Origin of the sequence: Streptomyces chiangmaiensis, from assembly GCF_036281785.1 — a bacterium.
Classification (GTDB): Bacteria; Actinomycetota; Actinomycetes; order Streptomycetales; family Streptomycetaceae; genus Streptomyces; species Streptomyces chiangmaiensis.
This window is the reverse complement of the sequence record NZ_JAYWVC010000431.1, coordinates 1-3,287: the sequence shown is the minus strand read 5'-3', so window position 1 is coordinate 3,287 and position 3,287 is coordinate 1. Positions and strand designations below refer to the sequence as shown.

At 66.0% G+C, this 3,287-nt stretch carries 3 protein-coding genes and 1 pseudogene; all 4 read right to left on the bottom strand.

Going from position 1 to position 3,287, the window contains the following annotated elements; translation table 11 throughout:
* Positions 1 to 34: 34 nt before the first annotated feature.
* Positions 35 to 1,007 (bottom strand): annotated as a pseudogene (locus VXC91_RS43855) (threonine ammonia-lyase).
* Positions 1,008 to 1,049: 42 nt separating this feature from the next.
* Positions 1,050 to 1,448 carry a hypothetical protein gene (locus tag VXC91_RS43850; protein WP_329512929.1) on the bottom strand — a complete coding sequence of 133 codons (399 nt, stop codon included), beginning with the start codon at positions 1,446 to 1,448 and terminating at the stop codon, positions 1,050 to 1,052.
* A 129-nt stretch (positions 1,449 to 1,577) separates the two neighbouring features.
* The gene (gene ltrA, locus VXC91_RS43845) at positions 1,578 to 2,840 is read right to left on the bottom strand and encodes a group II intron reverse transcriptase/maturase (protein WP_329512928.1); all 1,263 of its coding nucleotides are present in this window, start codon (positions 2,838 to 2,840) and stop codon (positions 1,578 to 1,580) included.
* Between the two features lie 243 nt (positions 2,841 to 3,083).
* Positions 3,084 to 3,287 (bottom strand): hypothetical protein (locus VXC91_RS43840; RefSeq protein ID WP_329512927.1); only part of this gene is annotated, 204 nt, incomplete at its 5' end.

Sequence of the window (3,287 nt, the reverse complement as noted above, 5' to 3'; positions counted from 1 at the left end):
CACATCTCTCTGTCGTTTTTTGCTGGAGCAATTGTCAAGATCTATGGATGGGAGCCGCGCCGACCCAGCAGTGATAGGCGTCTACGTCGATGTTGCTGCCACACACGATGGTGACCACGTGTCGGCCGGCGAAGCGGTCACGGTCTTCGAGGATCGCCGCGATGCCGAGCGCGGCCGACGGTTCGACGACGAGGCCGGCGTGGTCGAGGAGCATCCGCATACCGGCGATGATCGACGCCTCCTGGACCAGGACGGCGTCGTCAGCGACCAGCAGGAGATCGTCCAGGACGGCCGGGATGGGGTACCGTCCGGCGACACCGTCAGCGATGGTGTCGGTCGAGTCAGTGGTGATGACACGTCGCCTGTGCCACGAGTGGGTCATCGCCGGTGCGCCCAGCGGCTGGACGCAGATCACCTCGACTTCGGGTGCCAAGGCCTTCACCACATGGCCCACGCCGGTGGCCAGTGCCCCGCCGCCGAGAGCGATCAGGACAGTGTCGAACGACGGTGCGGTGTACACCAGTTCCAGGCCGATGGTCGCCGCGCCCTCGCAGGTCTCGAGGTCCAGGCTGTCTTCGAGCAGCCGGATGGCGTCGTACCGGGCGATGGCCGCCGCCCGGTCGCGAGCCATCTCGTGGTCGCCGTCCACCAGTTCCAACGTGGCACCCAGTGCGCGGATGCGGTCCAGCTTGGCCCGAGTCGCGAAGCGGGATGCCACGACGGTGACGTCGAGCCCCCTGCCGCGACCGGACCAGGCGAGGGCTTGGCCAAGGTTGCCCGCGCTGGCGCACACCACGGCTCGCATCGGCGAGCAGGCTCGCGACTACCTCGGTGCCGCGGGCCTTGAAGCTGCGGACCGGGTTCGCCGTTTCGAGCTTGATGCTCACCGTGCACCCGAGGTCGGGCTCCAGCGCCTCGCAGCGGTACAACGGAGTGTCGAGAAAGACCGGGTCGATTACCCGGCGAGCCGCCCGGATCCGAGCAGTGTCGAGGCGCGTCTCCTGCACGGCACAGAAGCGTAGCGTCGTCGGCGCTGTTTGTTGCTCGGCTCAACGGTTCTGGATCCGACTGATGCTCGTGACGTTGGAGGTCGCTTCCAGAGCTTCTTGGAGCCGTTGGTTGTGAAGGGTGAGGTGCTGGATCTGGGCAGCCGCCAGGGCGAGTTGGGCGCTGAGGTCACGGTTGCGGCGCCGGAGCTTGGCGTTGCAGGCGATGAGCCGGTCGTGCTCGGTCGGTCCGGTTCTCGGGGCAGTGGGGGCGGTCCGCTGCTCTCCGATCTCGCGAGCGATGTCGGGGTAGCGGCGGCGGAACGTGGTGTTCGTGAGGTCGAGTCGGCAGGCCAGCATCAGGACGCTGGGCCTGGTGTTGGTCTCCCGGCAGGTCTTCAAGACCTCTTCAAGGTGCTTGCGGACCAGGGCTTCGGGAAGGTCGGGAACGCGGCGTGTCATGCGGGGACGACCTCCTGGCCGTTGCTGGTCAGGAATTCCACATGGTCGGGTAGCCCGGGGTATCTCAGCCCCGGGCTCCCACAGATCCGTACGTGACAGTCGCCCGTCATACGGCTCTTGTCGTTCTGTTCATCTGACGGCCGGTTTCGCCCAGGCCCAGTGAGCGAAGTACCGAGGCTGCCGGGCGACCGCATCTCGCATCGCCCGTTGGGCCTTCTTCCAGGTCCCCAGCCTCTTGTACTTGTTCATGATCCACCGCAGCAGGTAGGTATTGATGCGGTGGAGCAGGGCCGACAGCTCGTGACGGTAGAAGGCGCCATAGTAGGCCATCCAGCCTCGCACGATCGGATTGATCCATCGCGCGAGGTCCGCCTCGGTACTGTTCACGTGGCGGTGCAGTCGCCAGGACTTCACCACCGCGCTCATCTTCTTCAGGGCCTCCTTGCTGACCGCCGGGAGGAACGAGGTATAAACCACTCCGGTCTTCCCGTTGACGGCCGCACGCGGTCGGAAGGTGTACCCCAGGAACGTGAACGCCACTTGCCCGTAGGAGCTGCGGCGGTTGCTGTCCTTGCAGTACACGATCTTCGTCTTGTCCGGGTGCAACTCAAGCCCGACCTGGGCCATCCGTTCGTGCAAGGCCGCCAGGACGCGCCTGGCCTGGGCCTCGGTGACGCAGTGGATCACCGCGTCGTCCGCGTAACGTTCGAAGGCGACCGCCGGGAACTCCCGCTCCAGCCACATGTCGAACGCATAGTGCATGAACAGATTCGCCAGGACGGGTGAGACCGACGACCCCTGGGGGGTTCCGCGGTCTCTGGCCTGCAAGGTCCCGTCGGGCAGGTGCAGCGGAGCGGCCAGCCACCGCTTCACATACAGCACCGCCCAGCGGGCGTCGGTGTGCGCCTCGACGGTCTTGACGACCAGGTCCCACCGCACGCTGTCGAAGAACTTCCGGATGTCGAGATCGATCACCCAGTTGTACTCCCAGCAGCGCCGTCGGCAGCTCCCGATCGCGTCCAGCGCCGAGCGGTTCGGGCGGTAGCCGTAGGAGTCGGGATGAAACACCGGTTCCACCCGCTTCTCCAGGTGCGTGGCCACCACCGTCTGCGCCACCCGATCGGCGACAGTGGGCACTCCCAGCACACGGACACCAGCGGCACCGTGCGCTTTGGGGATCTCCACCGCCTTGACCGGAGGCGGGAAGTAGGTCCCCGAGGACATCCGGTTCCAGATCTTGTACAAGTTGCCCCGCAGATCCTTCTCGAACTCCTCGATCGAGACCCCGTCCACCCCCGGCCCTCCCTGATTACCCTTCACTTTCAACCAGGCGTCCCACACCTCCCGCTTGGAGATGTCGAACGGCTTGCCAGATGCTTTCAGCTGGTCCATCGGGCTCCTCCCAGAGCTCTGGTTGACCAAACGAACAACAGCCACGAACGACCCGGCTCCTTCGCTCCGCCCCCGTTACAGAGGTTTCATCGCTACTACGGGCCGGTCCGCCGGCGCCTCCGGCCCGGTACTCGAAGTCCCTACGGGGCACCCCCGACTCGGGCACTCCCGGTGGCCCCGCTGCTGCACGCGGCCATGCCGGACACGCCTTCCCACGTTCCGTACGAGAGCGGCAGGCAGGGCTCACGTCACCTCTGCGCCGGACGCCGCCCGGCCAGTCGGCGGGCTCCCGCCGGGCTTGTCCCGGGATTTACACCACACCCCGGTTTCGACGTCGTCTTGGAGTTTCGACACTTCAGCAGTGATCGTCTTCCCTGCCCCTACCTGACGCCTCACGGGCGCCTTTTCCTCATCGCTCACCACGACGGTCTTCAGCCAACGCAGCAT